Raw genomic sequence first — 23,239 nt, forward strand, 5'->3', positions numbered from 1 at the left:
GAACATCTTAGCCGCTAAGACAATTCCTTGTGAGGGTGCTCCAAACGGGCGGAACGTGAGAAACCCTATTTGTAGCGTCATCCACAAGGGGATGTTCATTACTCTGGGAGAGGTGACAGCTGTTGATCTGGGACTACCCATCGTGCGCGGCACCTCTGACGTGTCCGCACGGCCAGACACGCCGCTGCTCCTCGACAAGTTCGGCCGGGTCGCGAAGGACCTGCGGGTCTCGCTGACCGACCGCTGCAACCTGCGCTGCACCTACTGCATGCCGGCCGAGGGCCTCGACTGGCTGCAGAAGGACGAGCTGCTCACCGACGCCGAGCTGATCCGGCTCATGCGGATCGCCGTGGTCGACCTGGGCGTCACGGACATCCGCTTCACCGGCGGCGAGCCGTTGCTGCGGCGCGGCCTGGAGCAGGTCATCGCCGCGACGGCCGAGTTGGAGCCGCGTCCGCGCATGTCGATGACCTCGAACGGCATCGGTCTCAAGCGCAGGGCCCAGTCGCTCAAGGACGCCGGCCTGAACCGGATCAACGTCTCGCTCGACACCCTCGATCCCGACCGGTTCGCGACGCTGACCAGGCGCGACCGCATCACCGACGTGCTGGACGGCCTCGACGCCGCCCGCGAGGCCGGGCTGGAGCCGGTGAAGGTCAACTCGGTGCTGCTGCGCGGCATGAACGAGGACGAGGCCGTCCCGCTGCTGCGGTTCTGCGTCGAGAACGGCTACCAGCTGCGGTTCATCGAGCAGATGCCGCTGGACCCGCAGCACGGCTGGACGCGCACGAACATGGTCACGGCCGACGAGATCCTCGCGATGCTCTCGACCGCGTACACGCTCACCCCGGAATCCGCGCCCCGCGGTGGTGCCCCCGCCGAACGCTGGCTGGTCGACGGCGGCCCCGCTGTCGTCGGCGTGATCGCCTCGGTGACCAGGCCGTTCTGCGCGGCCTGCGACCGCACCCGGCTCACCTCCGACGGCCAGATCCGCAACTGCCTGTTCAGCCAGACCGAGACCGACCTGCGCGCGCTGTTGCGCGACGGCTCCCCCGACGCCGCGATCGCCGACGCCTGGCGCGCCACGATGTGGGCCAAGGCGGCCGGTCACGGCATCAACGACGCGGGCTTCCACCAGCCCGACCGTCCCATGAGCGCCATCGGAGGATGACAGTGAAATCCCCTGGGACATCTCCTGGGACCGCCGTGAAGATCCGCTACTTCGCGGGTGCGCGGGCCGCGGCCGGGGTGACCGACGAGGACCTGCTGCTCGACGCCTCCGAACCCACCGTGGCACTCGTGGTCAGCACCATCCGCGAACGGCACGGCGCCCAGCTCGGCAAGGTCCTCGCCGCGTCGAGCTTCCTGCTGGACGGCGTCGCCGTGCGGGACACCTCGACGCGCGTGCCCGCCGGTGCTCAGCTGGACGTGCTGCCTCCGTTCGCGGGCGGCTGAGCGCTCAGGAACGCCTCCGCCCGCGCCACCACCGCGCCCTGCTCGCGCGATCGAGCCAGCTCCAGGGCCTCCGCTGCCAGGTCCTGGTCGCCGGTCGCCTCGGCCACCACGAGCAACGCCTGAGCCTCCAGCAGCAGGTCACCGCTGTCCCGCACGTCCCGCAGCAGCTCCCGGGCGAGCGCCGGATCGCGCCTCGCGAGCTTCAGCTGCGCCTTGTGCCGTCCCACCGGGTAGTCGATCCGGTTCGCCAGCTCGACGGCCGCGTCTAGGTCTTCCAGGACGACCAGCGCCTCGACCTCGACCCGGACGTCGTTGATCTCCCGTGCGGCTTCCAGGCTTCGGCGCGCCAGCACTCGCGCCTGCTCGTGGTCACCGGTCTCCGCGGCCACCCCTGCCAGGTTGGCCAGCACGTTCGGGTCGTTCTTGTACGCCTCGAGCTTCCCGTACCCCTCCAGCGCGGCCTCGAGCCAGCGGCGGGCCTGGTCGTACTCGCCGAGTTCGCGATGGGCGACACCGATGTTCTCGTCCGCGATGGCGATCTTGACCGTGAACCCGTGCTCCTCCGAAAGCCGCTTGGCCTCGTCGAGGTGCTCGATCGCCTTGCGCAGCTCCGCGCGGGCGCCGTGGACCGTGGCGAGGTTGATCAGCAACGTCACGAGCAGGGCCGGCTCGTCGGACGACAGTCGCCGTGCCTCCCGCATGTCCGCCAGCGCGCCGGTGAGGTCGCCGAGGTCCCTCCGCACCAGGCCCATGTTGTTGAAGAGCGTGCCCTTCATCAGATCCGAGGTGGCCAGCCGAGCCGCCGCGCCGTACGCCTTCAGCGCCTCGTCGTACGCGCCCAGCAGCCAGTGGAGCTGACCGAAGCCGTTGAGCATCGCCGTCTCGCACACGGCGTCGCCCGCCGCACGTGCCGAAAGGAGGCCCGCGGTCAGCACCGCCATCGAGTCCGTTCGATAGCCGCCGTAGACGAGGTAGCCGCGCAGCGAGTCGGCGATGTGGCTCGCGAACGGATGCGGCGCGACCTGCACGGCCGTCACGAGCGCCGCGCGTTTGGCGTCGAACCACCCTCGTGCCTCGTCCGCGGTCGTGAACACGCGCCCTTCGACGTCGAGCCGCAGCGGATCCAGGCGTCTGGTGGCGGTGAAGGCGAGTTCCGCGGCGTGGGACGTGGTGGCCGTGTAGAAGGACAACAGCCTCCGCAACGCCGGCGGGCCTTCCTCACCCACCTGCTCCGAGGCGAAGAGCCGGATCAGGTCGTGCAGCGCGAACTGTTCTCCCGCCTGCTGCACGAGCCCGGCACGCACCAGCACGTCGAGCCGCCGAGCTGCGTCCTCTGTGGACAGACCACTGAGCGCGGCCGTGTCCGGCAGGTCGAAGTCGGCGCCGGGATGCACGCTGAGCAGTCGGAACAGCCGTTGCGCGTCGTCCGGCAAAGCCTTGTAGGACAACGCGAACGCCGCCCGCACCGCTGCGTCGCCCTCGATCTCCAGCGCGTCCAGCCGGTCGCCGCCGCGCAGCTCGGCCAGGTAGTCGGGCAGATGCCGGTCGGCGACGTGCGTGGCCGCGATGCGCAACGCGAGCGGCAGGTGTGCGCACAACCTGATCAGCTCGGCGCGGTCCTGCGGCGCGCCGCCGATCTTCAACCGGTCGAGCAGCGCACGGGCCTCGGCGTCGGCCAGCACGTCCAGCCTGATCTGGCCGGCCAACTCGTTCCTGCTGGTCACGATGGCCGTGCAGCCCTTGACGTCCGGCACGAGCGGGCTCAGCTCGGTGGCGTTGTCGAGCACGATCAGCACGCGCCGGCCACGCAGCTTCGACCGGTAGAGCGCGATCTGCTCGTCGCGGTCGAGCGGAACGTTCGCGGGTGACACGCCGAGCGCACGCAGGAACCGGCCGAGCGCCTGGTCGACGGTGACCGCCGGGCCCGTGGCGAACCCGCGCAGGTCGAGGTGCAGCTGGCCGTCCGGGAACCGGTCGCGGATCCGGTGCGCGAGCCTGATCGCGAGCGCGGTCTTGCCGACACCGGGTGGACCCGTGATCGCGAGCACGGAAGCGTCCGAATCGGCCAGCGCGGTGAGTTCCTCCTCGCGGCCGACGAAGTCCGGCAGGTCGGCCGGCAGCTGGTGCGGCCCCGGCTTGCGCGGCACCAGCCGGTAGCCGCCGGGCTCGGTGACGACCTGCTCGGTGGCGCGCAGCCGTTGCACGAGGTTGCGCAGCGCCTGCTTCGGGTTCGCCGGACGCTCGGCGCCCCAGATCGCGTCGATCAGCTCGTCGAACGACACGGGCCGGCCCGGTCTGGCGGCCAGCGCCTGCCGGAGCGCGTCGATTCTCATGCCTTCAGATCTTGGCCACTGGATCTTGCCCAGTCGATCGCGGACGGCGTTCAGGCGCGCTGTCGCCTCCGCTCGCGCCGACCGTCGCTCGACCGTGAGGAGCGTGTCTCCGATGGCCCAAAGCGCGTGAGCCACGCCTCACTTTCCGTAATAGATCTCGGTCGATCTCAGAATGGAAACGGACCGATAACGACGCCTTTGAGCTGTGTGTTTGTAGAGTCCACACAACAATCCGAACCGTTACTGTGACGCGCGTCACAGCTTGAAACGTTTGGTGAGACCTCCGTCGGTTACGTACGGTCGCTCCTCGGCTGGCCCCGACCAGTCACGAGCACGACCGGAGGACCAGCACCGAGCCCAGTCCGAGGGTTCTCCGGAACAACCCCGAGCGAGAGAAACCGCCGGACTGGGACGCAGGGACGTACCGGGCCCCGAACCCGAGTTCCTGGCAGCAGGTGCGGTGGACCGAGAGGCACATGCTTTTTAACCGAGGCAAGCAGGGCAAGCAGAGTTCCGCCGCTCGCACTATCGCCAAGGTCGCGGCTGTCGGCATCATCGCCGGCGCCCCTCTGGGCATGGCCGTTGGCACCGCCAACGCCGCCCCTGGTTTGGACTGGGACACCCTCGCGCAGTGCGAGGCCAGTGGTAACTGGGCCGCCAACACCGGTAACGGCTACTACGGCGGCCTGCAGTTCACGCAGCAGACCTGGAACGCCTACGGCGGACAGGGCAACCCGGCCAACGCCTCCCGCGAGCAGCAGATCGCTGTCGCCGAGCGCGTGCTGGCCGGACAGGGCCCCCAGGCGTGGCCGGCGTGCACCGCGAAGATGGGTGCGGGCCAGGTCCGCAAGGCCGCTCCTGCCCCGCAGCAGCAGCGCAAGCCGCAGCCGCAGCAGCGCCAGGCCGCTCCGGTGCAGCAGGCGCCGGTCGCCGTCGCGGGCTCGAAGTCGAACCCGAACGGCAACTACGAGATCAAGGCGGGCGACACCCTGTCGAAGATCGCCGACGCGAACAAGGTCGCCGGCGGTTACCAGGCCATCGTGGAGAAGAACAAGGAATTCCTCACGAACCCGGACCTGATCTTCCCGGGCCACAAGATCCTCATCTGAGCGGGAGCTTTGGCCGATTGACCGTTGGCCCCGCTTTGACGTGGGCTGATGCAGGAGCCAGGGATCTCACCGTTACCCCCCGACGGTGAGATCCCTGCCTGCGTTCCCAGGCCTGGGCGGTGGTGGCGGCTCGAAGTGAGCCGTGCCGGGCACGCCGCGTGGTGGTGCGAAGCGGGCCATCGAGCCAAGGCGGCCCGCAACCCGACCCGCACGTCCCGAAGGCCGGCCTCGCCCCGCTCAGGGGCAGTTGACCCACTCGTCCGCGCCGTCCGAGAACACCTGCCGCTTCCACACCGGCAACCGGGCCTTGACCTCGTCCACCAGGTCCGCGCACAACGAGAACGCCTCCCCGCGGTGCTCGGCGGCCACGGCGCAGGCCAGTGCGACGTCGCCGATCTTCAGCGGCCCGACCCGGTGCGACACCGCGATCCCGTGCACCCCGGAGTACTTCGAGGCCAACGCCGAGACGACCTCGGCCACGACGTCGCCGGCGGACGGGTGCGAGTGGTATTCCAGCTCCAGCACCGATCGGCCGCCGTCGTGGTCGCGCACCACGCCGGAGAACGTCACGACCGCGCCTGCCCGGTCGGAACCCACGAGAGCGGCGTGCTCCTCGACCGACAGCGGTTCCTCGGTCACGACGGCTCGCAGCACCACGCTCATTTGTGGTCACCTCCACGCAGTTGGTCCAGCGCATGCTCTACGACGTTGCCGAGCACGTCCAGCCCGTCGCGCACGCCGCCGGTGGACCCCGGCAGGTTCACGATCAGCGTCCGTCCCGCCACGCCGGCCACGCCGCGCGACAGGACGGAGCCCGGTACGCGCGGCCAGCCGGACATGCGGATCACGTCGGCCAGGCCGGGCACCTCGTAGTCCAGCACCGCGCGGGTAGCCTCTGGCGTGCGGTCGGTCGGGTTGATGCCGGTGCCGCCTGTGGTGATCACCAGGTCGGCGCCCGAGGACACCGCGGAGGTCAACGCGAGCTGGACCGGTTCGCCGTCCGGCACGACGACCGGCGACGGAACCGAGAAACCCCGCGATTCAAGCCAGGAAACGATGATCGGGCCGCTGCGGTCCTCATAAACACCAGCGGCGGCACGGTTGGAGGCCGTGATCACCACTGCTTTCACGGACGTTCCCACAGGCCGGACTTGCCGCCTTCCTTGCGCTCCACCCGCACCGCGTCCAGCGACGCCGCCGGGTCGACGGACTTCACCATGTCGTGCAGGGTCAGGCCGGCCACCGAGACGGCGGTGAGGGCTTCCATCTCGACGCCGGTGCGGTCGGTGGTGCGGACCGTGGCCGAGATCAGGACTGAGTCCGAGGCCAGGGCCAGGTCCACCGCCACCGACGACAGGGCGATGGGGTGGCACAGCGGCACGAGCTCCCAGGTGCGCTTGGCCGCCATGATGCCCGCGATGCGAGCGGTGGCCAGGGCGTCGCCCTTGGGCAGGCCGTCGGCGCCCAGCAACGCAACCACCTCGGCGGTCGTGTGCAGGATCCCGGTGGCCACGGCGGTCCGGGTGGTCTGCTCCTTGCCGGAGACGTCGACCATCCGGGCCGCGCCTTGGGAGTCCAGGTGGGTGAACTGCTTGGTCATACCGCGATCGTATGCCTGGCCCCGACTTACAGCCTGTGCGTAAAGCCCCTAGGAAGTCGCTGCCTTGCGGACCGCTTCGGCCACGGCCGGAGCAACGGTGTTGTCGAAGACCGACGGGACGATGAACGACGCGTTCAACCTGTCGCCGTCCACCACGTCGGCGATGGCCTGCGCGGCGGCCAGCAGCATCGCGTCGGTGATGGTGCGGGCGTGCGCGTCCAGCAGACCGCGGAAGACACCGGGGAACGCCAGCACGTTGTTGATCTGGTTCGGGAAGTCCGAGCGGCCGGTCGCCACGACGGCGGCGTGCTGCTGGGCCTCCATCGGGTCGATCTCCGGGTCCGGGTTGGCCAGCGCGAACACGATGGCGTCCTTGGCCATCGTGGCGACCTGGTCCGCACCGAAGAGGTTCGGGGCCGAGACGCCGATGAACACGTCTGAGCCGACCAGCGCGTCGTGCAGGCGGCCGGACTGGTTGTCCTTGTTGGTCGTGGCGGCGATGGACTTCAGGTTCGAGTCCAGGCCGGGGCGGTCGCGGTGCACGATGCCGTCGACGTCCACGGCGATGATGTCGCCTGGCTCCTGGGCCTGCAGCAGGCGGATGATCGCGGAACCGGCGGCGCCGACGCCGCAGACCGTGATGCGGCAGTTCTTGATGTCCTTCTTGACGACCCTCAACGCGTTCCGCAAAGCGGCCACGACGACGATGGCCGTGCCGTGCTGGTCGTCGTGGAAGACCGGGATGTCGAGCTTCTCGCGCAGGCGGGCCTCGATCTCGAAGCAGCGCGGCGCGGAGATGTCCTCGAGGTTGATGCCGCCGTACACGGGAGCGATGAGCTCGACCGCGCGGATGATCTCCTCGGTGTCCTGGGTGTCCAGGCAGACCGGCCAGGCGTCGACGCCGGCGAACTTCTTGAACAGCGCCGCCTTGCCTTCCATCACCGGCAGAGCGGCGGCGGGGCCGAGGTTGCCCAGGCCCAGCACGGCCGAGCCGTCGGTGACGACCGCGACGGTGTTGCGCTTGATCGTCAACCGGCGGGCGTCGTCCGGGTTCTTGGCGATGGCCTCGCACACCCGCGCGACACCCGGCGTGTACGCGCGGGAGAGGTCGTCACGGTTGCGCAGCGGCACCTTGGACGCGACCTCGATCTTGCCGCCGAGGTGCACGAGGAACGTGCGGTCCGACACCTTGCGCACGACGATGCCGGGCAACGTCTCCAGCGTGTCGGTGATGTCCTTGGCGTGGTTCGCGGACAGCGCGTTGCAGGTGAGGTCGATGACGACGCGGTCGTTGTGCGACTCCACGACGTCGAACGCCGTGATCACCCCGCCCGCGCGGCCGACGGCCGACGTGAGGTCACCCGCAGCGCTCGCTGACGGCGGCGCCTCCAGGCGAACGGTGATCGAGTAACCAGGGCCGGGGACCGGCATCGTCTTCCTCCCACGAAATACAGCTCAAGCGGGAAACGAGCCTATCCCCGGGCCCTTTGCGGTACTCACGCGACTCGGCGTTCTTAAGACCGCTCTGACAGTCCGATCAGGACACGTCAGGACTTGTTGATCTCGGTCACCGGGTGCGTGTAGCCGAGGTCCTCCACCGGCAGCGGGAACGTCACCGTGCCGAACGGGGAGAGCGCACCCTGCACGTCACTGGTCAGTTCGGTGACGGGGTGGCCGCCGTCGGGGCCCTCCGGCCAGTGCGGGTCGACCCGTCCCGGGCGTCCTTTCGCCACGTTCTCCTCCTCGGTGGTGCCGATGACGCGACAAGTGTGACAGACCTGTTTTCTCATCCGGGCGACGACGGGATCTCCAGCGGTCCATATACCGTGGTGAGAATGTCCGGCATCACTCTCGCCGACTGGCTGCGCGCCCAGGACGACATCGCACTCGTCGCGCTGCTGCGCGCGCGCCCCGACCTGGCAACGCCCCCACCTGCCGATATGTCCGTGCTCGCGACACGGGTCGGCACCAGGGCGTCGATCGCGCGCGCCTGCGAGGACCTCGACACGTTCACGCTCGCCGTGCTCGAAGGCCTGGTCGTGCAGGGTGCGGACGCCGAGCCCGTGGCGTTGGCCACACTCGCGGAACTGCTCGGGCCCGACGTGAAGCCCAGGCCGCTCAAGCAGGCCGTCGCCAAGCTCAGGGCCCAGGCGCTCGTGTGGGGCGACGACGACGCTATGTCGGTCCCTCCGGTCACGCGGGAGGCGTTCGGCACTCATCCCGGCAACCTCGGCCGCGCCACCGGGCAGACGTACGACCTGAGCGGCATCACCGAGGGCGAACAGCGCGTGCTGCAGAAGCTCGCCGCCGGACCGCCCATCGGCGACACCAAGGACGCCTCACGGGTCGTGCCGCTGGAGAAGGCCGAAACGCCCGTCCAACGACTGCTCGCGCGCAACCTGCTGCTGCGGCGCGATCCCGGCACCGTCGAGCTGCCGCGCGAGATCGCTCTCCAGCTGCGCGGCGAACGCCCTCTCGGCCTGATCCAGGTCACCGAGCCGAAGCCGAAAACATCGACGCTCCAGCAGAAGAGCATCGACGCCACCGGCGGCGGCGAGGCACTGGAACTCGTCCGGCACGTGGAAAAGCTCATCGCGAGCTGGTCCGCCGAACCGCCACCGGTGCTGCGGACGGGCGGCATGGGCGTCCGCGAGCTGCGCAAGGCAGCCAAGGACCTCGACGTCGACGAACGCCGGGCCGCCCTGCTGATCGAGCTGGTGGTCGGCGCCGACCTCGCCGCGAACACCGAGGCCGCCGAACCGGAGTGGGTGCCGACGACCAAGGCGGACGTGTGGCTCGCCGCGACCACCGAGGTCCGCTGGTCGACGATCGCGCACGCCTGGCTGGAACTGCCCAGGCTGCCCGCGCTGATCGGCCGCCGCGACGAGAAGGACAAGCTCTTCACCCCGCTCGCGGACGAGGTCCGCCGCGCCCAGGCACCCCGCGACCGCCGGTGGATCCTCGAGGCGATCGCCGCGTTCCCCAAGGGCACCGCGCTCGCGAACCCCGCCGACCTGGCCGCGCTGCTCGGCTGGCGGGCGCCGCGCCGGGGCGGGCGGCAGCGCGACGAGCTGGTGCGCTGGACCGTCGAGGAGGGCACCGCGGTCGGCGTGCTCGCCCTGGGCGGGATCACCAGCGCGGGCCGCGTGCTGCTCGACGAGGGCCCCGGCCACGCCGCCAAGACCCTCGGCGAGGCGTTGCCGGAACCGCTCGACCACGTGCTGGTGCAGGCCGACCTCACCGTCATCGCACCTGGCAGGCTCGACCCGGACCTCGCGGACGAGATGGCGATCGTCGCGAACGTCGAGTCGGCGGGCAGCGCGACCGTCTACCGGATCAGCGAGAACACGGTCCGCCGTGCGCTCGACTCCGGCCGCACCGCCGATGAGCTGCACGAACTCTTCAAGACCCGCTCGCGCACGCCCGTTCCGCAGTCGCTGACCTACCTGATCGACGACGCCGCGCGCCGGCACGGGAGGCTCCGCGGCGGCGCGGCCGGCTCGTTCCTGCGGTGCGACGACTCGGTGCTGATCAGCGAGGTGCTCGCACACCCGGAGGCCACCCGGCTGGAGCTGCGCCGGATCGCCCCGACCGTGCTCGTCAGCCCGTTGCCGCTGGCGGACGTGCTGGACGGGCTGCGATCGGCCGGGTTCGCCCCGGCGGCGGAAGGTCCCGACGGCCAGGTGCTCGACCTGCGGCCGGGCGGGCGCCGGACGACGCCACGGCAACGCAGTGCGCGCAAAATCGCGTCACCCGCAGTGCCCGCCGACGAGCGGTTGGGTGAACTCGTCCGGCTGGTCCGGGCCGGTGATCGTGCCGCCGCGACACCACGGGGTGAACGGATCGCCGTCCCCGGCCACCTCGGCGCGGGGCCGTCGGCCACCCTGTCGTTGCTCCAGCAGGCCGCACGGGCGCGAAAGCGAGTGCTCGTCGGGTTCGTCGACTCCCACGGCACGGCGGCACAGCGCGTGATCGAGCCGCACGTGGTCGGCGGTGGCGTGCTCGAGGGCTACGACCACAGCTACGGAGAGGTGCTCAGGTTCCCTCTTCATCGCATCACGTCCGCCGCATTGGTCGACGAGAGCTGACTGGCAGTCATCCCCCGGACGTGCCGCACGTCCACCCTTGCGTGACCATTTCGCGACCTAGCGTCGATTGACGTGGGCGTTCCCGAGAGACGCCCACGTCGACGAAGGAGGACCCGCGCAATGGTCAGCTCCCGGTGGGCGCTCAGAGCCGCCGCCACCGTCACGGCTTTGGCGTTCGCCTTGCCGTTCTCATCGGGGACGGCGTCCGCCGACCCGATCCTCGTGCTCCTGCAGGACAACCACGTCAACGCGACGGTGGGGGTGAGCGGCAACGTCGACATGCTCGACGTCGCGGCCGGCGCCCACGTCGCGCTCGACACCGGGCCCGGCATCAGCGTCATGGCCAACGGTGGCATCCAGGTCGCGCTGGGCCTCTGCGCCCACGCGGACGTCGGTGTGGGAGTGGGCGTCGGCGCGATCGTCGGCGCGCACGTCGACGCAGTGGTGGACGCGCACGTCGACGCCGCGGTGGCAGCAGACGCAGATGTCGCTGCTGACGTGAGCGCAACGGATGACCGCGCGCCCACCGCTGTCGCCACCGTCGTCGAGACAGCCGTGGAACCGGTCGTCGAGGTGGCACCCACCGTGGAACCCGCGGCGGTCGTCACCGAAGTCGTCACCGCAACGGTCGTCGAGGACAAGACCGACGCGATCCACATCGGCGGCATCTGGGTCAACGTCGGCCCGCACGCCGCAGCGGTGCTCGACGCGCACGCCGGCGTCCACCTCGACGCCGACATCGACGTGAGCGTCGGTGCCGACGTACAGGCGGGCGTGAACTCGGACCTGGCGAACATCAACGCCAGTGCCGGGGTCGGTGCTGACGCCAGCATCGACCTCGGCTCCGGTGATGTCGGTGCCAGCGCCTACATCGGCGTCGGCCTGACCATCGGATAGCAGCGAGTCACGGCGGAAGGACCACTGCTTGGACGATCAGCGAACCAACTGAGTCAGACCGCAACGACGAGGCGAGCGCCCCACCCGAAGGTGGCGCTCGCCTCGTTCGTTCTGGAGTTGGTCCCCGCGAGGGAGGAGATCAGCCCGCGCGGACGGACATCCACTGGCGCATGGCGTGCTCGACCAGCGTGATGAGCGTCTGCTTCGTCGACTGCCGGTTGCGCGCGTCGCACGTCACGATCGGCACCGACTCGTCGATCGTCAACGCCTCACGCACGTCCTCCAGCCTGTGGTGCAGGAGGCCGTCGAAGCAGTTGACGCCGACGACGTACGGCAGCTGCCGGTCGTCGAAGAAGTCGATCGAGGCGAACGCGTCGGCCAGGCGGCGGGTGTCGACCAGCACGATGGCGCCGATGGCACCACGTACGAGGTCGTCCCACATGAACCAGAACCGGTGCTGACCCGGTGTACCGAAGAGGTACAGGATCAGGTCGCTGTCGAGCGACACGCGACCGAAGTCCATCGCGACGGTCGTGGTGACCTTGTTGGGCGTGGCGGAGAGGTCGTCCACCCCCGCGCTGGCCTCGGTCATCACCGCCTCGGTGGTCAACGGGACGATCTCGGACACCGAGCCGACGAACGTCGTCTTGCCCACACCGAAGCCACCCGCCACCACGATCTTGGCAGACGTCGTCGGCTTCCGTGCGCCCTCGGCGCCCTGGGGACTAGAGCCTGCGAAGCCCACTGAGCACCCTCTCCAGGAATTCCATGGAAGGCCGGTCCCCCACGACCAGACCGCCCTGGTGAATCAAAACCAAACCCATGCTTGCCATGTCGCCGATCAACACCCGCACGACGCCAAGAGGCAAGCGTAGGAGTGCCGCGACCTCGGCCACCGACCGCGTGTCCACACACAGCCCGCAGATCGACCTGTGCTCGGGAAGTACTGCGGCATCCCGTTCGAGGCCACGCTCGCTGGTCGAAATCAGCGCCTCGATCGCAAGATCGTAATCAGGACGTGTGCGTCCACCGGTGCGTGTGTAAGGCCGCACCAGTGAACCCGAGTCCGCAGAAGAAGTTTCCTCCGGACGCACAACGGACTGCGCGCCGGTGCTGTACACCGGCTGCGGCCCGGTGGTGTACGGCAGTTGTTCTGGCACCGTTTCCGGCATCTCGTGCTGGCCGAAGAGGTCCGCGCCCGGGCCACCGAACAACCCGGAGCCGTACCCGTCGATGTCGAACCGGTTCGGCACGTCGTCGTACGGATACGACGACGAGTCATCCACCTCACGCTGAGACATATCGCCTAGCCCTTGCCCTGTAACCCGCTCATCGTGGGGGGTGTCCTCGGCTTCCTCTTGTTCCTGGGGTATCGCGTCAGGCTCGTCGAACTGGAACCCACCAGCGGCCCACTCCTGGTAGTTGAAGTTCCTACCGAAGCCACGGCCTCTAGCGCCAGGTCTGCTAGCCATCTGTTCTCACCCCTGAACTGCCAGTGAGGTCTAGCGACGGACCACGCCCTGAAGCTGCGCACGCAGCTCAGGGGTGAGTTGTTGGCCGACTCTCTCCACCAAAAGCGTCATCTCGTAGGCCACGAGGCCGATGTCGCAGTTGGGGGCGGCGAGGACGGCAAGGCACGAGCCGTCACTGATCGACATCAGGAACAGGTAGCCCCGCTCCATCTCGACCACGGTCTGGTTGACCCCGCCTGCCTCGAAGCAGCGGGCGGCGCCCTGTGTGAGGCTGACCAGCCCGGACGCGACGGCGGAGAGCTGCTCTGCACGGTCCCGGGGCAGGCCCTGGGATCCCGCGAGCAACAGCCCGTCCGCGGACACCACGACGGAATGTGCCACGCCGGGCACCCTCCGCACGAAGTCGGTGATAAGCCAACCAAAGCTGCCTGGCTGCGCTGCGGTCGTCACTCCTGCTCCTCGTTCTGCCGGCTCGATTGGTCACCAGCGTATGCCTCGATCAATGCGTGCCGGCCTCGCTTGACACCACTTTGCAAGCTCGACATCCGCCCGCGCACCGCATCGGCGGTGCGGGGCGGCAGCGGAGGCCGCTGCGCGGTCTGCGTCGTGCCCTGCGGCTTGGGTGCCGCAGATCCTGGCACGAGCTGAGCCTTCGGTGTCCGTTTTGGCAATCCTGCCGATGTCTTCGACTCCGGCGCCTTGTTCAACAACGCCTGAGCCGCTTGCCATCCCTCGTCGGCAGGCGATTGCCAAGCCGATTCGGAAGTGGGTGCCGCCGCTGGAGTCTCCTCCACAACGGGCTCCGGTTCCACAACTCGCTCCTGCTCGGCGGGTGCGGTCACTGGTTCCTCGACCGCCGGCTGGACCTTCGCGCGCGGCGGGCGCACGGGAAGACCAGCGGCCGACGTGGTGGTGGGTGCCACCGCCGGGACAGGCTTGGGCTTGCGGGTCGGCAGTTCCGGTTCGGGCCCGTCCGAGAGCGGAGGAGCCTTGACCGGCTCGTCGATGTACTCGACGCCGTTCTTGTCGACCTTGTCGACGCTGCCGAGCCTCGACTCGACACGGCCGTTGGCCGCGGCGGGTTCGGGGTGCTCGTCCGCCGCGGCGGGAACAGGCTGGGCCGCGGACGCGGACGTCTCGCTGCCGACTGCCTGGAACCACTGCGACAGAACCGCCTCGTAGATCGGCAGGCGCTCGGTCGGTGCGTCCAGGTCGTGCTCGACCTGCTTGCGAGAAGCCTCGGACGTGCCGTTGCGGTGCCCCATGCCGATGTCCAGGGACCCGGTGTCGACCGGGGCCCGCGAGACGCCGTTGCTCGAGTGCGAGTCGTCGTCGATCGGCGGGATCGGGACGAACTGCGTCGTCTCGTAGCCCGGTTCGAACGAGATCTCACCGGCGTCTTCGTGCCGGTCCTCGTAGGCCGTGAAGAGGGTCGGCTCGCCGAAGGAGCCCTCGGGCTCCACGGCCGCCAGCTGGTCGCGACGCCACCGCTCGGACGGCGTCGCGTCCTCGATCGGCGGCTCGCTGTAGACCGGCACCGCCGTCGCGCCGGCACCGGTGTCGGTGATGGAGCTCGGGACGAAGCTGACCGGGATGCTGGGGCTCGACTCGTCGATCCTCGGCGTGGTGCCGGTGGCACCACCGAACGCACCCGCGATACCGCTGGCCCTGGTGGCCGTGGTGCCGATCTCGGTGGTGAGCTCGGCGGAGGCCAGGCCGGGGGCCGGCGACGGCATGCCGAACGCGGAGGCAAGCGAACCGGATCCGGACGGCGGGGTCGAGACCGGCGCCTGACCGGGGAACGCGATGAGCGTCTCCGGCACGATCACCAGTGCCGTCGTACCGCCCTCGATGTCCTCGTTGCCGCGCAGCCGGACCTTGATGTCGTGGCGCTTGGCGAGCCGCGCGACCACGTACAGGCCCATTCGGCGGGAGACGGCGACGTCGACGTCCGGCGGGTCCGCCAGCCGGTCGTTGGCGTCGATGATCTCCTGGTCGCCCATGCCGACGCCGCGGTCCTGGATCTCGATCGCCAGCTCGCCCTTGCGGGTCTTCGCCGTGCGAACGGTGACCTTGGTGACCGGGTCGGAGAACGCCGTGGCGTTGTCCAGCAGCTCGGCGATGAGGTGCACGAGGTCGTTGACCGCGCGACCCTGGACGGTGAGGTCCGGGGTCTGGCCGACCTGCACGCGGGCGTACTGCTCGACCTCGGAGACCGCAGCACCGAGAACCTCGGCGGCCGGGACGGGCCGGGTCAGGCGCCGCGAGAGGTCCGTGCCCGAGAGAACCAGCAGGTTCTCCGAGTTGCGGCGCATGCGGGTCGCGAGGTGGTCCAGCTCGAACAGCGAGGCCAGCTGGTCCGGGTCCTGCTCGTCCTGCTCCAGCCGGTCGATCAGGTTCAGCTGGCGTTCGACCAGCGCCTGGGACCGGCGTGACAGGTTGACGAACATCGCGTTGACGTTGTCACGCAGGAGGGCCTGCTGGGCGGCCAGTCGCACCGCTTCACCGTGCACCGCGTCGAACGCGCGCGCCACCTGACCGATCTCTTCACGCGTGTGCACCGGCACCGGCTCGACGGCGGTCTTCGCCGCGTTCTCCGGGTTCGGGTCCGCGAGGATCCGCTCGACCGCGTCCGGAAGACCGTGGTCGGCGACGTCGAGGGCGGTGCGGCGCAGCGTGCGCAGCGGGTTGAGGATCGAGCGGGCGACGAACAGCGCCATCAGCAACGCGAGCGCGAGGAACGCGAGCACCAGGGCGGACGCGATGTACGCCTGGGTCCTGGTGGCGCCGGCGGTGTCGTCCGTCTTGTTCTGCAGCTGCTCGACCAGCAGGTTCTCGACGTCACGGGTCAGGTTGACCGTCAGCGTGGCGGCGATGTCCCACTTCTCGGACGTCAGCTGGGTGAAGTCCTTCTTGCCCGCCTGCTGGTTGATCGCCGATTCCTGCATGTCGTTCGCGGTGTCGACGATCAGGCCGGTGACGGTGTCGTCGTAGATCTTGGCCTGTTCGGGCGTCGCGGACTTGCGGAAGTCGTTGCGGGCCGCTTCGAGCTCGGCGTCGGCCGCCTGCAGGGCGCGGAGCTGGGACGGCGTGAACGCCTTGCGCTGGAAGACGTCGAGGAGAATCGCCCGCTTGAGCGACTCCTGCTCCTTGATGCGCGCGATGGCGTTCGTGGTCAGGTGCAGTCGCACCAGCTCGGGGTCGTTGATCTCGGAGATCGTCTGCTCACCGAGGCTGATGAGCGTCTCGATCGACTCCGAGTAGGTGCGCTGGACGGCCTCGGCGGGGTACTGCGTGTCGCGCACCGAGTTGCGGAGGCTGTTCAGGCGGTTGAGCTGGTTGAACGCGACCTGGAAGCGCTCGACCGCAGCCGGGTTCAGGTCGGAGCTCAGCTCGGAGATCTTGTTGCTGAACGCCTCGCTGGTGTCGTTCACCCTGCGCAGCTGGCGCTCGAGGACGACCCGGTCGACCTTCTTGTTCGAGGCGACGTAGCTGACCGACAGGTCGCGCTCGCGCTGCAGCTGCTGCACCAGGTCCGCGACCGCTGTCTCCAGGCGAATCTGGTTCGCCAGGTTGTTGAGCTCCGTCGCGGCCTGGAGGTCGCTGCGCACGCGCAGGCCACCCAGGACGAGCGCACAGACAGTCGGGATCAGCAGAACCGCGAGCAACTTCGTGCGCAACCGCCAGTTGCGCAGCCGCCACCCCGCGGATCGGGCGGCAGGTCCTGATGCGGGTCCAGCACCGTCGGCCTTCACCGGGTCCGGTGTCGCCGTCATGGTGCCGTTACCCAGCGCAGCCAGTCCGTCACCCGATTCGGGCCTTTCGGAGCGTGTGGTGTCACCCACGCCAAACTGGCTGGGACCTCTCTCACGTCGGGCCACTCTGGGCTTCCTCTTCCAGCAGCAGTGTCCCGGTCTCTCCCCAGGACCGAGCATGGACTCGTCAAACGGGCCGAATTGCAGCACAGAGGCGGTGCGCCCGGTGAGGCGCCCTACCCCGTCTGAAGACACGTCGGTCTACTACAACCAGTGCCACCCGGCGGGGAGCGTAATGGCCACCCCCTACTCGGGGGAAGTCTCCAGAAGCACTCACCGTATCGAGATGGGGTGTCGTTTCATACGTTCAGGTGGTTAACATCCCCGGTTGTCGGCATGCCCTACGTCCGTCCGAACGCCCAGTTGGGGCTGCGGAGGACCAGGTGTGTAACGACACTCACTGATCAAATCGATGCTACTCAAGGCCTACCGGCGAGAGGTGCCATGGCTACCCGAGCCAAAGCTCTGCGGCTTGCCGCAGTGCTCATCACGTGTGTTCTGACCGCGAGCTGCAGCCTGTTCGGAAGTTCCTCGAACGGCGGCACCGCGGACGTGGAGCGCAACATCCTGCGCATCGGCGTGCTGCCGGTCGTCGACGTGGCCCCGTTGCGGATCGCGCTGACCGAGAAGCTCTTCGAGAAGGCCGGTCTGCAGGTCAACCTGGTGACCCAGCCCAGCGAGGCGGAGGCCATCAAGCAGCTGGACACCACGCTCGACATCACGTGGGCCACGCACGTCAGCCTCTTCCGCTCGGTCGCCGAGGGCACGGAGCTGCAGCTGCAGGGCGAGGCCTACCAGGCCGGCCCGAACTCGATGGCGCTGGTCACGAAGGCCAACTCGGCCTACGACGACCCCGGCAAGAACGCCGCGCCGACCATCGCCGTGAACAGCGAGACAGACATCGGCGCGCTCACGACGCGTGCCGTGCTGGACACCGCCGCGGTCGAGAAGCAGAAGATCAAGTTCCGGCCGATGCCGTTCGCCGAGATGGAGAAGGCGCTGGAGTCCGGCGCCGTCGACGCGGCGTTCATGATCGAGCCGTTCATCACGAAGTCGCAGCGCAACATCGGCGCGAAGATCCTCACGGACACCGCGCGCGGCCCGACACTGGACTTCCCGATGTCCGGCTACGCGGCGTCGAAGAAGTTCGCCGAAGCGAACCCGAAGACGCTCAAGGTGTTTCGGGATGTGCTCCGCGAGGCCCAGCAGCGGGCGCAGGCCAACAAGCTCGCCGTGCAGGACTCGCTGACCAGCTACGCCGACGTCGACCAGCCGACCGCGGCCCTCGTGTCCGTGGGCACGTTCCCGCTGTCGCTGAACCCGATCCGGCTCCAGCGGGTCGCCGACATGATGGACACCGAAGACGTGCTCTCCGGCCGCCTGGACGTGCAGCAACTGCTGCCACCGGGCACGACCAGCTAGCTGTTTTCGCAGCCGTTTTCGAAAGTTTCCCAATCGGTTGTCACAGGACATGAGAAAGGCGGGCCGGTCACCGGCCCGCCTTTGTCAGTTGCTGCCTGTCAGTTGCCTTCGACAGCGAGCACGCAATAGGTGATCCCCGGCGACGGCTCGGCGTAGGCGACCGCCGTGGCCTCACCGCATTCGGCGGTCGCGGCCTTGACGACCTTCTCGATCTTGAGAATCTTCGTGACGGCGAACTCGTTGGGGGCCGCCGGGCACGGGACGACCTTCATGCCCTCCATGTTGATCTTGACGATCTCCTCCTGGTAGCACTTGCCCTCTTCGAGCTTCTCGACCAGGCAGAGCTTCAGCGAGGAACTGCGGCGACCGGACTCGGTGTACTCGGCGTAGTCCTCGCTCGGGCACGCCTCGGTGGTCGAGTTCATGGCCTTGGCGATGAAGTAGTTCGCCTCGGTCGAACCGCAGTCGACCTTCTTGTACTTCGGGCTGATCGTGGTGCCCGTGACGCTCGCGCAGTCGCCGGCCTTGGCCGACGGCTCGGTGATGGCGTTCAGGCCACCGCCGATCAGCGACTTCACCAGGAAGACACCGCCCGCGACCAGCACGAACGCGACGATCGCACCGATGATCTTGCCTGCGCCACCCTTCTTCTTGGGCGGCGGGCCGTACGGCATCGGCTGGCCCATGGGCTGACCGGGCGGCATCTGGCCGGGCGGCGGGCCGTAGGGGTCGCCGGGCGGCGGACCGTACTGGCCGGGCTGACCAGGCTGGCCCATCGGCTGACCCGGCTGCGGCTGGGCGTAGGGGTCGGCGGGGTAGCCGCCCTGCTGGGGCATGCCCTGCGACGGCGTGTACGGCTGCTGCGGCTGACCGTAGGGCTGCTGAGGCTGCCCACCGGGAGGCGGGCCGTAGGGCCCAGGCTGCTGCGGGTAGTTGGGGGTTGTCACTGGATTCCTCTCCGATGGGTCGTGCGAAAGACGTCGGAACCGGAGCCGTGGACGGGCTCCGGTTCCGGGGAAGCTGATGTCAGATGAGTCGTCGACGCGCCTCTAGCCGTTTCGCACGCATGCTCCGAACGGCCCACGCCCCCCGACATGGCCGGAGCAGAGGTTGCCACGCGGCGAAGGAATCCGCCTGGGCTTTACGGAAACGTTACTGCCGCTTGTGCCGAGTCACCGGGGAGCGACGCAGTAGGTCAGCTTCACCTCGGGAAACGCGCGGGCCTCCGCACCCGTCGGGCACGCGGGAGCCGACGTGCCCTTGCTCACCTTTGCCACCTGGAACGACCCTTCTGAGCCGCAGTCCACGGCGGTGATGTCGAAGCCGGACCCGGAGTCGTCGTAGCACTCGCCCTCGGCGTAGATCGGCACCAGGCAGAACCGGATCTTCGGGTCGATCGCCCGGACGGGCACCCAGTCGGCGTCCGCGGGATTGGGACAGGCCGCCGACCTGGCCACGGTCCCGGCGACCACGTAGTTCGCGTTGGGCGCCGAGCAGTCGACGGCGTTGTAGCGACCTTCGTCGGCAGCACCGGTCAGGTACGCGCAGTCGCCCTGCTTCGGCTTCTGGATCGGGGTCAGGTACTCGGTCAGGCCGTAGATCACGACGGCCGCGACGACCAGCGTGGACCCGTAGGTCAGCACCCGCTTCGCCACGCTCGTCTTCGGCGGCCCGGCCTCCCCGTCGATCATCACGCCGCAGAGGGTGTCATGCAGACGCACGGGCGTGCCGCGCTTACCCGAAGATCACGGCTTCTCGTCGCCGCGCTCGAGGCAGAAGGTGACGGCGGGTTCCGGGAAGACCGCCGCGCGTGAGCCTCCGCAGGCGGCACCGTCGGTCTTGCCGGCGAGCACCTTGGCGACCTTCACCGAGTCCTTGGTCGCGCAGTCGACCTTGGCGATGCCGGTCTCCTGGCTCTGGCCGTAGCAGGCGCCCTCGACGAAGTTCGGCATGAGGCAGAACGTGGAGTCGCCCGTGTAGGTCGAGTAGTCCATGCCGCCGTCGGGGCACTTGTTCTCGTTCCACTGCAGGACCTTGGCGATCTTGACGTTCGCGTTCTCCGAGGCGCAGTCGAGCGCCTCGTACTTCGGGTTGTCGAGCGCGCCGGAGATGCGGGCGCAGTCGCCCACCTGGGCCGTCCTGGTCACGTCACCGAGCTGGTTCAGCACGAACCCGCCGAGCAGGACGAGCGCGAAGACAACAGCGATACCCAGGCCGACCTTCTTCATGGCCTGGGTATCGGCGTCGGACAGCGGTCAACTCAACCGAGTTCACCCGATCAGGATCCTTCGTGCACACCCATGCAGTAGACCGAGGCAGGCTCGCTGAACCGCAGTTCGCTCGAACCCTCCGGACACACCGTGCCCTCCTCGGGCAGGCCGTCGACCTTCTTCACGATCTTCACCGGCGACTCGGTGGTGCACGCCTCCTTCTTGAAGGCGCCGTCGTCACCGGACGTGTAGCAGTTGCCCTCTGCGAGGTTCGGCATCAGGCACAGCGAGTCGCCGCCCGACTTCACCGGCTCGTAGATGCCCTCGTCAGGGCAGGGGTCGTCGGCGCTGTTCAGCACCTTCGCGACCCGGTGCGTGGCGGCCGTGTCGCCGCAGCCCTGCGACGAGACGTTCCAGTCGCCGTCCGGCTTGTCGACGTCCTTCGGCGAGGCGCTGACGCAGTCGCCGACCTTCGTGCCGTTGAGCGCGGTGAGCGCGTACACGCCACCGCCGACCAGGATGATCGCCAGCACGGCGACGATGACGGGCTTCAGCCAGGTGTTCTTCTTGGGCGACTCGTCGGTCTCGGTCTCCTCAGGAGCCGGTGCCACCGTGGCCGGTGGCTCGACGGGATCAGTCGACTCGGTGCTCATGCGCGAGAACGTACGACACGACGTGTTGGCTGCGTGTGTCGCCTCACAGTCGGTTGTCGCCAGTTGACGCAGGTCGAACCCATTTGGCGTCGTCAGGGACACTGGTCACCGTGACCGATGGCCCACTGATCGTTCAGTCGGACAAGACGCTGCTGCTCGAGGTCGACCACCCTCTCGCCAACGACGCGCGAACGTCCATCGCGCCGTTCGCCGAGCTGGAGCGGGCGCCCGAGCACGTGCACACGTATCGAGTGACGCCGCTGGCTTTGTGGAACGCCCGCGCGGCCGGGCACGACGCCGAGCAGGTGGTCGACGCGCTGGTGCGCTTCAGCCGCTACCCCGTGCCGCAGCCGTTGCTGGTGGACGTGGTCGACACGATGAGCCGGTTCGGGCGGTTGGTGCTCACCAACAGCCCGGTGCACGGGCTCGTCCTGCACTCCAACGACCGCGCGGTGCTCGAGGAGGTGCTGCGCAACAAGAAGGTCGCACCGATGTTCGGGGCGCGGATCGACGACGACACCGTCGTCGTGCACCCCAGCGAGCGCGGGCGGCTCAAGCAGCTGCTGCTCAAGGTCGGCTGGCCGGCCGAGGACCACGCCGGGTACGTCGACGGCGAGGCGCACGCGATCGCGCTCGACGAGACCGACTGGAAGCTGCGCGACTACCAGCGGCTGGCCGCCCAGGCGTTCTGGGCCGGTGGCTCCGGGGTCGTCGTGCTCCCCTGTGGCGCGGGCAAGACGCTGGTCGGCGCGGCGGCGATGGCCGAGGCACAGGCGACCACGCTGATCCTGGTCACGAACACCGTGGCCGGGCGGCAGTGGAAGCGCGAGCTGATCGCGCGCACCTCGCTCACCGAGGAGGAGATCGGCGAGTACTCGGGTGAGCGCAAGGAGATCCGGCCGGTCACGATCGCGACCTACCAGGTGATCACCCGCAAGTCGAAGGGCGAGTACAAGCACCTGGAGCTGTTCGACTCGCGAGACTGGGGCCTGATCGTCTACGACGAGGTCCACCTGCTGCCCGCGCCGGTGTTCCGGATGACGGCCGATCTGCAGAGTCGCCGGCGCCTGGGGTTGACCGCGACGCTGGTGCGCGAGGACGGGCAGGAAGGCGACGTCTTCTCGTTGATCGGGCCGAAGCGGTACGACGTGCCGTGGCGCGACATCGAGGCGCAGGGCTGGATCGCGCCCGCCGAGTGCACCGAGGTCCGGGTGACCCTGACGGACAACGAACGGCTGCAGTACGCGACGGCGGAGCCCGAGGAGCGCTACAAGCTCTGCTCGACCGCGCGGACCAAGATCCCGGTGGTCAAGCGGGTGCTGGACCAGCATCCCGACGAGCCGGCTCTGGTGATCGGTGCTTATCTGGACCAGCTCGACGAGCTTGGTGAGGAGCTGGACGCACCGGTGATCAAGGGATCGACGAAGAACAAAGAGCGCGAGGAACTGTTCGACAAGTTCCGCAAGGGCGAGCTGCGCACGCTCGTCGTCTCGAAGGTCGCGAACTTCTCCATCGACCTGCCAGAGGCGTCCGTGGCCATCCAGGTGTCCGGCACGTTCGGGTCGCGCCAGGAGGAGGCCCAGCGCCTCGGCCGGATCCTGCGTCCCAAGGGCGACGGCAGGCAGGCGCACTTCTACTCGGTCGTCTCGCGCGACACGCTCGACACCGAGTACGCGGCGCACCGGCAGCGGTTCCTGGCCGAGCAGGGCTACGCGTACAAGATCGTCGACGCGGACGACCTGGTCGGATGACGTTCTGGTGGATGTGGGACCCGGCTGGGACCGTGCCCGTGCGGCGGTTCCGGTCGGAGGAGTCGCTGGCCAGGTCGGCTCCGGACACGCAGGTGGTCCGGTCGGACGACTTCACGTGCCCCTCGCAGCGCCGCCGCGCCACGGCCGTGCGGTCGGACTTCCTGCGGGTGACCGGTGATCCCGTCCAGGTGGCCCTCGTCGAGCAGCGGCTGTGGACGCTGCTCCTGGCCCTGCGCCGGGCTCAGCCGCTTCGTGACGCGCTGGCGACCGCGATCCCCAAGGCGGGGCGGGCGGCGCTGGTCGCGGAGCCGTCGCGCGAACTGGCCGAGTTCGACCGGCGCTTCGACCAGTTCGCCGCCGCCTTGCAGGTCCTGGTCACCGACCCGACGCCCGAACAGCTACGCCACACCGCCGCCCTCGACTAGCTGTTGACG

General features: G+C 69.0%; 20 protein-coding genes and 1 pseudogene. 8 read left to right on the forward strand and 13 right to left on the reverse strand.

Features of this window, described 5'->3' with window-relative positions; genetic code table 11:
* Positions 1–112 precede the first annotated feature (112 nt).
* Positions 113–1,171, forward strand: a complete 1,059-nt coding sequence (gene moaA / locus SK803_RS40380; RefSeq protein ID WP_319971487.1) for a GTP 3',8-cyclase MoaA — start codon at positions 113–115, stop codon at positions 1,169–1,171.
* Positions 1,168–1,455, forward strand: a complete 288-nt coding sequence (locus SK803_RS40385; RefSeq protein ID WP_319971488.1) for a MoaD/ThiS family protein — start codon at positions 1,168–1,170, stop codon at positions 1,453–1,455. The genes moaA and SK803_RS40385 overlap by 4 nt, the downstream gene beginning before the upstream one ends.
* Here SK803_RS40385 and SK803_RS40390 read toward each other — a convergent pair.
* The gene (locus SK803_RS40390) at positions 1,419–3,788 is read right to left on the reverse strand and encodes an ATP-binding protein (RefSeq protein ID WP_319971489.1); all 2,370 of its coding nucleotides are present in this window, start codon (positions 3,786–3,788) and stop codon (positions 1,419–1,421) included. The genes SK803_RS40385 and SK803_RS40390 overlap by 37 nt on opposite strands.
* 476 nt (positions 3,789–4,264) lie before the next feature.
* Here SK803_RS40390 and SK803_RS40395 point away from each other — a divergent pair, with 476 nt between their 5' ends.
* Positions 4,265–4,897 carry a transglycosylase family protein gene (locus SK803_RS40395; RefSeq protein WP_319971490.1) on the forward strand — a complete coding sequence of 211 codons (633 nt, stop codon included), beginning with the start codon at positions 4,265–4,267 and terminating at the stop codon, positions 4,895–4,897.
* Between the two features lie 237 nt (positions 4,898–5,134).
* Here SK803_RS40395 and SK803_RS40400 read toward each other — a convergent pair.
* From SK803_RS40400 to SK803_RS40415, 4 genes and pseudogenes are all read right to left on the reverse strand, one after another.
* Positions 5,135–6,015 (reverse strand): annotated as a pseudogene (locus SK803_RS40400) (molybdenum cofactor biosynthesis protein MoaE).
* Between the two features lie 8 nt (positions 6,016–6,023).
* Positions 6,024–6,497 (reverse strand): cyclic pyranopterin monophosphate synthase MoaC, encoded by a 474-nt coding sequence (gene moaC, locus SK803_RS40405; RefSeq protein ID WP_319971491.1) that lies wholly within the window; start codon positions 6,495–6,497, stop codon positions 6,024–6,026.
* Between the two features lie 48 nt (positions 6,498–6,545).
* A complete protein-coding gene (locus SK803_RS40410) occupies positions 6,546–7,928 on the reverse strand; it encodes an NAD-dependent malic enzyme (protein ID WP_319971492.1) in 1,383 nt (460 codons plus the stop codon).
* Between the two features lie 116 nt (positions 7,929–8,044).
* Positions 8,045–8,230 (reverse strand): hypothetical protein, encoded by a 186-nt coding sequence (locus tag SK803_RS40415; RefSeq protein ID WP_109633120.1) that lies wholly within the window; start codon positions 8,228–8,230, stop codon positions 8,045–8,047.
* Between the two features lie 102 nt (positions 8,231–8,332).
* Between SK803_RS40415 and SK803_RS40420 the strand changes: the two genes are divergently transcribed.
* Positions 8,333–10,585, forward strand: a complete 2,253-nt coding sequence (locus SK803_RS40420; protein WP_319971493.1) for a helicase-associated domain-containing protein — start codon at positions 8,333–8,335, stop codon at positions 10,583–10,585.
* Between the two features lie 120 nt (positions 10,586–10,705).
* Positions 10,706–11,482 (forward strand): hypothetical protein, encoded by a 777-nt coding sequence (locus SK803_RS40425; protein WP_319971494.1) that lies wholly within the window; start codon positions 10,706–10,708, stop codon positions 11,480–11,482.
* A gap of 139 nt (positions 11,483–11,621) precedes the next feature.
* Here the strand turns inward: SK803_RS40425 and SK803_RS40430 are convergent, their stop codons facing one another.
* The 4 genes from SK803_RS40430 to SK803_RS40445 are packed head-to-tail and all read right to left on the reverse strand — an operon-like array spanning position 11,622 to position 16,730.
* Positions 11,622–12,227 (reverse strand): GTP-binding protein, encoded by a 606-nt coding sequence (locus SK803_RS40430; RefSeq protein WP_030470877.1) that lies wholly within the window; start codon positions 12,225–12,227, stop codon positions 11,622–11,624.
* A complete protein-coding gene (locus SK803_RS40435) occupies positions 12,208–12,954 on the reverse strand; it encodes a DUF742 domain-containing protein (protein WP_319971495.1) in 747 nt (248 codons plus the stop codon). Before SK803_RS40435 ends, SK803_RS40430 begins: the two co-directional genes overlap by 20 nt.
* Before the next feature lie 30 nt (positions 12,955–12,984).
* Positions 12,985–13,404: a roadblock/LC7 domain-containing protein gene (locus SK803_RS40440; RefSeq protein WP_030470879.1), complete on the reverse strand. Its 420-nt coding sequence runs from the start codon at positions 13,402–13,404 to the stop codon at positions 12,985–12,987.
* Positions 13,401–16,730 (reverse strand): nitrate- and nitrite sensing domain-containing protein, encoded by a 3,330-nt coding sequence (locus SK803_RS40445; protein ID WP_319971496.1) that lies wholly within the window; start codon positions 16,728–16,730, stop codon positions 13,401–13,403. Before SK803_RS40445 ends, SK803_RS40440 begins: the two co-directional genes overlap by 4 nt.
* Positions 16,731–17,213: 483 nt before the next feature.
* Between SK803_RS40445 and SK803_RS40450 the strand changes: the two genes are divergently transcribed.
* Complete coding sequence (locus SK803_RS40450; protein WP_319971497.1) at positions 17,214–18,191, forward strand: ABC transporter substrate-binding protein; 978 nt, start codon at positions 17,214–17,216, stop codon at positions 18,189–18,191.
* Positions 18,192–18,289: 98 nt separating this feature from the next.
* Here the strand turns inward: SK803_RS40450 and SK803_RS40455 are convergent, their stop codons facing one another.
* The 4 genes from SK803_RS40455 to SK803_RS40470 form a co-directional block, all read right to left on the reverse strand.
* Positions 18,290–19,138 (reverse strand): LppU/SCO3897 family protein, encoded by an 849-nt coding sequence (locus SK803_RS40455; RefSeq protein ID WP_319971498.1) that lies wholly within the window; start codon positions 19,136–19,138, stop codon positions 18,290–18,292.
* A gap of 225 nt (positions 19,139–19,363) precedes the next feature.
* Positions 19,364–19,882 (reverse strand): LppU/SCO3897 family protein, encoded by a 519-nt coding sequence (locus SK803_RS40460; protein ID WP_455032253.1) that lies wholly within the window; start codon positions 19,880–19,882, stop codon positions 19,364–19,366.
* Between the two features lie 54 nt (positions 19,883–19,936).
* The gene (locus tag SK803_RS40465; protein ID WP_319971500.1) at positions 19,937–20,419 is read right to left on the reverse strand and encodes an LppU/SCO3897 family protein; all 483 of its coding nucleotides are present in this window, start codon (positions 20,417–20,419) and stop codon (positions 19,937–19,939) included.
* Between the two features lie 50 nt (positions 20,420–20,469).
* Entirely contained in the window at positions 20,470–21,054 is a 585-nt protein-coding gene (locus SK803_RS40470) for an LppU/SCO3897 family protein (protein WP_319971501.1), read from the reverse strand.
* 110 nt (positions 21,055–21,164) lie between these two features.
* Here SK803_RS40470 and SK803_RS40475 point away from each other — a divergent pair, with 110 nt between their 5' ends.
* Both SK803_RS40475 and SK803_RS40480 read left to right on the forward strand, forming a co-directional pair.
* Complete coding sequence (locus tag SK803_RS40475; RefSeq protein ID WP_319971502.1) at positions 21,165–22,805, forward strand: DNA repair helicase XPB; 1,641 nt, start codon at positions 21,165–21,167, stop codon at positions 22,803–22,805.
* Entirely contained in the window at positions 22,802–23,230 is a 429-nt protein-coding gene (locus SK803_RS40480) for a hypothetical protein (RefSeq protein ID WP_319971503.1), read from the forward strand. The genes SK803_RS40475 and SK803_RS40480 overlap by 4 nt, the downstream gene beginning before the upstream one ends.
* Positions 23,231–23,239: the final 9 nt, after the last annotated feature.

It is taken from the genome of Lentzea miocenica, assembly GCF_033949945.1.
GTDB classification, from domain to species: Bacteria; Actinomycetota; Actinomycetes; order Mycobacteriales; family Pseudonocardiaceae; genus Lentzea; species Lentzea miocenica.